The organism is Oleiphilus sp. HI0061, from assembly GCF_001635675.1.
Genome location: NZ_LWFE01000666.1, coordinates 1 through 6,066, shown reverse-complemented (window position 1 = coordinate 6,066; position 6,066 = coordinate 1). Strand labels below are relative to the sequence as shown.

Below are 6,066 nucleotides of genomic sequence, written 5' to 3'. Positions count from 1 at the left end.
ATGGCACTGTAGGTTTCGGTTAATTCTGCGCTCATAGGGAGCAAGCGGGAGGCTCTAAGGTGAATCCCCTGTATAGCCTGCTCAGCATTGCTCAGGCGCTGATTCAAAATTTCAAATAACTCTTTGGGCGCGCCAGACATGTTTTGGGTATTTAATTGCGTCGAGTAAGAAAACTTCTCTTCGAGGTTCGCTTTTAATGCAGAGATTCCTGCGTTTATGGGTGAAATAACTATTTTTTGATACCAAACCAAAGACAATGTGCAGCATATCAGGGTAGTCAAGATATACGCTAGTAAGCTGTTTTCGGTGCTAGCGCCTACAAACCAATAACTTAAAGGAAAGAGAAGAGTTGCCGGTAAGATAACCAGGCAGTTGTGTGCTGAGAATGCTTTCATTTGTGGTCTTTGTATTGTAATGGAGCTGAATAAGCTTGTTTCTACCCCTTAGCATAGCTAATAACCACAGACTTACCATCTCGAAGAAGCGGTTTGATTACTGGGCTTACAATAATGTGATCAAGGTAAGCCACATAATGTAACCGTAGCCAATTGTCGCGGGTAAGAAGCCTAGAAGAATGCGGGCTTTATCGCTAGTCGACTTAGGCTTAGCCATGTGAGGTTTTATAGTTAGCACAATGAAGCCGAAAGGGTTGTACAGTGCTCCAAAGCACGTGGTGTAAATGACCCAGCCGGGTAGTTCTAGGCTAAGCTTTTCATTCAAATAATAGCAGGCTACCAGCAATAGGCACATCAAGATGTAATCAATATGCGCTCGGATAAGCTGGTGGCTAGCAGGAAATAGACGCTTAAGTGCTTTTATATCAGCGTAAAGGATAAAGGAGGCTAACCAAGCCAAGGCAAGAGACAGCAGTAAGGAAAACGCTGCGGTAAGTAATAAATAGTCGGCTACGTTAGTCATTTAGTATTCCTCTGATTAGGTGTCTTATAGTAACTCAGGGAATATGTTTGGAATATACAGTGCTTGGGAAAGACAGTTTCTACCATTAGAAATTGTGACAGGAAAGGGCTCATTGAATAGAGCCCTCTTACTTTTTGTTAGCTTGAGCATTCTTTAGTGATGCGTTCTCGGACAGTATCGAGCAAAGTGTCGTCACGCTCGTATTCGGTGATGAGTTCGTCAAAGGCATCAAAGTTATCGTCGGTTAAGCCGTACTGGTCTTCAATTTTAATGAGTTCAGCTTCTTTCTTTTGTAGATTATTATGAAACAGTATCTCGGCGCATTGATAGCGTACGCTATAGTCGGCGTACTGTTCTTTGCTCATGAGCGGGTTGGCGAAGCTATTGGGCGAAAAAAGAGTGATAGCGATAGTGGTGCATAGAAAAACATGTGAAGCACTTAACGAGCTGGTTAAGGTACGAATCATTCAGATCTCCGAAGCAGGTTGATAGGGCTAAAAACTCGCGGCGAATTATAGTTAACTATAATTTTTAGTGTGTTAAGTCTTGTTATTTAATGTAAGGCTATGTAGGTTTTAACCGTAATTGTTGCCGATCTGAGGCTTCCTTAAAGGGCGCTGCTTTAACTTCCATATTTGGCAAACTGTGTTTTAGATGCTGAATTCATCAGTATAGGGCTAGCATTTAATAGTGATGATCTCTTATCCTCTGCACTGGAAAATAATACAAACAAAATGATGACCTGAATAAACGCCCTGGGAGACAGATTCGTGACCACACTACTTATTGGACTGATTATTTTTATCGGTATTCATCTTTTACCTACCTTGCCCGAATTGCGACAAAAATATATCGATAAACTTGGAGAACTGCCCTACAAAGGCATATTTGCGGTGATTTCTATAGCAGGTTTTGCTCTGATTATTATGGGTAAGGCCGATGCTCCGTTTATTTCTATTTGGCAACCACCACAGTTTTTGTCACACCTGACCAAGCTTCTGATGCTGCCTGCATTTATTTTGCTTGTTGCGGCCTATATCCCTTCCAACATTAAACGTAGAGTTCGTCACCCAATGTTAGCTGGCGTAAAATTGTGGGCTTTGGGGCACCTGTTAATCAATGGTGATGCGGCTTCAATTCTGTTATTTGGTGGTTTTCTTGCCTATGCTGTAATAGATATGATTCGTGCGAACAAACGGTCAGAATGGGTCAAGCCGGAACCTAAGCCAGCCTATATGACATTTGTTGTTATAGGTGTCGGCGTGATCGCCTATGGTGCTGTCGCGATGCACCATATGCAATTGTTTGGCGTGCCGCTTTTCTAGGTACGTTACGTTTCTTTAGCGAAAGTCTTTTATAGTGTGATTTTGCGGCAAAGCTATCCCTAAGTTGAGGTGGTAAATATGGCGACGTTTGTATTCTTTGTATTCAGTCTCTTGTGTTTGGCAATGGCTGTTAATGTATTGCGTCCCCATTACTCTCATCCGAAATGGATAGTTCTTAGCTTTTTGCTGGGCTGGCTGACCGGAGAGCTGGCTTTGCACGTTATTGCATTTCAGTTGATAGTTGTCTTCCTCTTTGTTGTTTTTGGTGCGGTCGACAGTTTTATTCCAGCCGTGTCATTAGTGATATGTGTGCTTTCCTGGCTGTTTCTAAGTTACCACTATTTTTCTGGTTACAAAGCCAAAGGTCTGATGGATCAGATCGTTATTCCTCATCGTCGTAAGGAAGATAATAGCTCCTGGAGCCGTCATGAAGAGCTTGATACTTTTCGGCTGCTTTATCCCTTCTACAGTTGGACAGATCCCGGTGTGCAAAATATTAAAGACGTCGTTTACCATAAAGTTGATGGTATGAATCTGAAGCTCGATATTCGCCGAGCAAGAACGACCGCCAATTTTGCGCCGGTACTATTTCAGATTCACGGCGGTGCCTGGACTCATGGTTATGGCAGCAAAAAGGAGCAAGGTATTCCGCTTATGGTGGAAATGGCTAAACGGGGTTGGATTTGCGTAGCCATTGACTATCGGCTAAGTCCGAAGGCGACCATGCCAGAGCATATAATCGACTGCAAAAGAGCCTTGGCTTGGGTGAAGGAGCATATTAAGGAGTATGGTGGTAATCCTGACTTCATCGTAACAACAGGGGGCTCTGCCGGTGGCCATTTATGTTCTTTGCTCAGTCTGAGCGCCAATGATGAAAGTCTACAACCTGGCTTCGAAGATGTAGATACCAGTGTGCAAGGTTGTATTCCCTATTATGGTATTTACGACTTGATGAATGAGCAGAATCTGCAACTGACGGTTGGCCTGGATATCATCATGCGCAAGAATATTATCAAACAGACAAAACAAGAAAATACCGAGATATATCGTCATATGTCGCCGATCAATCACATTAATGAAGCGGCACCTCCTTTCCTCATCATTCATGGCGATAAAGATTCGCTGACGTCTCTAGGGGAAGCGCAATACTTTGCCAGTCGGCTAGATGAAGTGTCTAAGCAAAGTGTGGAGTTTGCCGAGATCGCGGGGGCGCAACACGCCTTTGATGTATTCTCTTCGCTACGCAGCGACTATGTATTATTAGGGGTTGCTGAGCGTCTTGAGCAATGGCATCGAGATTTTCTTAAGAAAAATAAAGGAAATTAAAGAAAACTCCTATTTAGCGACAAAATATGTCGCTCCGCTCCATATTATAGATCCTGTACTTACTTAGCAGCACACATTAAATGCTGCTGACCTATATCATCAGGAGATCTAATATGTTCAGAATTAACGCATTCACTCAAAAAGGCACTAAGTTTCGTTTCCGCATCAAAAGCGACAACATTCATAATGTTCGTGACACTTTAAAAGAGATTTTTGAAGGTCAGGATATGCGTTTGGTACTGGTTGAGCCAGTTTAATAGAGGAAGTATGTATTGACGCTAGAGCCAATAGTTTCATGCTTATCTCGTTTAAACTTAATGTCAGTGTTGACGCTTTATATAGTTCGCCCGTATCAAGTCGATGTTATCGATAAGGTCCTGTTTGATGATGTCGGGCGATATCACTTTGGCCTGAGGGCCTAATGACATTAACCAGTTTCTGAGTTGAACCGTGCGCTTAGTTGTAGCACTTAAGCTCCAGTCATCATCGTGAGCGTGATGTAGCTCCTGATCGTGACTGATAGGGTTGTCGTGTAAGTCTTGTATTAAATTGCTGTGTTTTCCCGTCGTAATACTCAGCTCCAGGGTGTAAGTCTGAGCGTCTTGAAAGTCGATTAAGACATCCATATTTCCTTGATCTAGATAGCTTTTTAGCTCGAAATCTTCAGGCACCGCATTTGCGTGACTGCTAACACTTAAGTCACTTATCTTATGAATCAAGAAACTTCGAAAAGCCTCATCGCCCTTTTGCATGTCACCTTCCTTCTTGGCGACTAAATATATTTTCGGCAGCATAATCGCAACGCCGAAAGGATGAACCTCATAATCTTTGAGTTTTCCTTGGCTTTGATAGCTTAGTATCAGGCGTTTGCGATGAAGGATAGCGCTGTATATCCGGTTTAGCATTTCCAGGTCAAAATCGGCAGCCTTTAACTGTTGCCCGCGTTGGAAAAATTCTACGGCGCTAGTCAGGCGTTGATAATGCTTGGGGGAAATCGACTTCTCTTGTTTTAGAAGCTTGTCTTGAGCTTCCTGAAAAATAGATTTAAGGACATTCTGAGTATCAACAGGTAAGACTTGCTTCAGATGCTTTTGGCTTATGGAGAGTGCCAATGCCATGTAGTCAGGCATTTTCTCAAAACTGTAGCCAATAAGAGAATAAGGGTCGAGACGCCAGAGCCGGCTCTTTCCCAGGCCTTTTTCAGTGCTTAGGCCAAACTCGTTATGGTAGTCGTTATCGTCTATTTCGTCACCGAGTAGGAACTTCAAGTCACGTTGTACGAGTCTAAACTGGCTTTTTGCTTTGGAGGCCTGAGTATCCAGATAGCCTGCATCACTCAAATGCTGAATAATTTCATCCGTGCCGATGGCGAGGTGCTGCGACTTCAAATAGTTTAGTATTTCTAATCTTCTAAGAAAGGTTTGCATTGGTCCTCACTTTCAATACGGTGGCTTATTGTAATGCACGCAACAAGCCAATAAAACTGACGAGCAGTAAGACGCTACCCATTACACGATAGAATACGACTGAGTCGGTTTCTTGTAGTTTTCGGTGAAACTTTAAACCTAATAAGTGGCCAAGAGCCGCGCAGGGTAGCAGCCATAGTTGATGGATTAGGTGGAACTCGACATTCAGATAAACAAAAGCAGCGACTTTGATCGATACCAAAATAAACCATAGGGCAAACAAGGTGTCGCGTAGCTGCTCTTTCTTAACATGTGAGGCGAAAACAGCTGTCAATAAAGGCGCTCCGATGAGTGAGGTGCCACTGACGTAACCACCGAGCATTAAAAAAGTGATATCCAGCGACTTAAAACGGCTCTTAAAGGGCTTGTTAAAAATATAAGTGACGGAATAAACCGCGACGATAGAAAATATTATTAAACCCATTACGGTAGCAGGCAAGGTTATGAGCCCAAATACGCCAATAATCTTAGGAATCAGCATAATTAGAAGCGCACGCTTTAGATAGGGCCAATCAATAGCTGATTCGTCTTGTGCGCCCTGGTGTGCATATTTCTTGCGAATCTTGTGATTTTCAAAAAATATTAAGCCCGAAAAGAATAGCAACTGAAGCGAAATGATTGGCAGGTAAAGCAAAGGGTCATTGTGAATTAACAGTAGGAAGGGCAGTGATAGTACTGCTCCCCCAAAGCCTAAGCCTGAACGCACAAATCCACTCCAAATAAAGGTGAGAGCGATTAATGCACACTGAACAAGGCTAAGTTCTGACATTATCTTTAATCAGAGTCCTTATTACGTTTTTCCTTTGCCTCTTCTTCAGCCTGGCGCTTGGCTTCAATCATGGCGCGGAACTCAGCAAGTTCTCGTTCCATCATTTCTGGAGTCTCGAGGCAAATCTGGCCTAGCTTGCCTGAACGTAATTCATTTAGAACAATGGTTGCTGCTTGATATAAGTCGACAATAGCACCCGCCCTTAGGCAGCCCCGTTTACTACCGATAAGTTTTAATAACTCCAACTTATCTTGCTGAAGAT

The 6,066-nt window shown here is 43.0% G+C and carries 8 protein-coding genes and 1 pseudogene; 3 read left to right on the top strand and 6 right to left on the bottom strand.

Annotated features, from left to right (window positions below; translation table 11 throughout):
- The 3 genes from A3735_RS08430 to A3735_RS08420 all read right to left on the bottom strand — a co-directional run.
- Positions 1 to 395 (bottom strand): hypothetical protein (locus A3735_RS08430; RefSeq protein WP_156499533.1); only part of this gene is annotated, 395 nt, incomplete at its 3' end.
- Between the two features lie 106 nt (positions 396 to 501).
- Positions 502 to 918 (bottom strand): hypothetical protein, encoded by a 417-nt coding sequence (locus A3735_RS08425; RefSeq protein WP_068514614.1) that lies wholly within the window; start codon positions 916 to 918, stop codon positions 502 to 504.
- A 137-nt stretch (positions 919 to 1,055) separates the two neighbouring features.
- Entirely contained in the window at positions 1,056 to 1,385 is a 330-nt protein-coding gene (locus A3735_RS08420; protein ID WP_068509717.1) for a hypothetical protein, read from the bottom strand.
- A gap of 303 nt (positions 1,386 to 1,688) precedes the next feature.
- Here A3735_RS08420 and A3735_RS08415 point away from each other — a divergent pair, with 303 nt between their 5' ends.
- From A3735_RS08415 to A3735_RS29555, 3 genes are all read left to right on the top strand, one after another.
- Complete coding sequence (locus A3735_RS08415; protein WP_068514618.1) at positions 1,689 to 2,243, top strand: NnrU family protein; 555 nt, start codon at positions 1,689 to 1,691, stop codon at positions 2,241 to 2,243.
- A gap of 78 nt (positions 2,244 to 2,321) precedes the next feature.
- Positions 2,322 to 3,569 (top strand): alpha/beta hydrolase, encoded by a 1,248-nt coding sequence (locus tag A3735_RS08410; RefSeq protein WP_068514622.1) that lies wholly within the window; start codon positions 2,322 to 2,324, stop codon positions 3,567 to 3,569.
- 113 nt (positions 3,570 to 3,682) lie between these two features.
- On the top strand, positions 3,683 to 3,826 hold the full coding sequence (locus A3735_RS29555) for a hypothetical protein (RefSeq protein ID WP_156490390.1): 144 nt from the start codon (positions 3,683 to 3,685) through the stop codon (positions 3,824 to 3,826).
- Positions 3,827 to 3,889: 63 nt separating this feature from the next.
- On the opposite strand, the gene A3735_RS08405 is transcribed toward A3735_RS29555, so the two are convergent.
- The 3 genes and pseudogenes from A3735_RS08405 to A3735_RS30590 all read right to left on the bottom strand — a co-directional run.
- The gene (locus A3735_RS08405) at positions 3,890 to 4,996 is read right to left on the bottom strand and encodes a YafY family protein (protein WP_068514624.1); all 1,107 of its coding nucleotides are present in this window, start codon (positions 4,994 to 4,996) and stop codon (positions 3,890 to 3,892) included.
- A 25-nt stretch (positions 4,997 to 5,021) separates the two neighbouring features.
- The gene (locus A3735_RS08400) at positions 5,022 to 5,804 is read right to left on the bottom strand and encodes a TSUP family transporter (RefSeq protein ID WP_068510884.1); all 783 of its coding nucleotides are present in this window, start codon (positions 5,802 to 5,804) and stop codon (positions 5,022 to 5,024) included.
- A gap of 5 nt (positions 5,805 to 5,809) precedes the next feature.
- A pseudogene (locus A3735_RS30590) lies at positions 5,810 to 6,066 on the bottom strand (ribosome biogenesis GTPase YlqF); the annotation flags it as partial.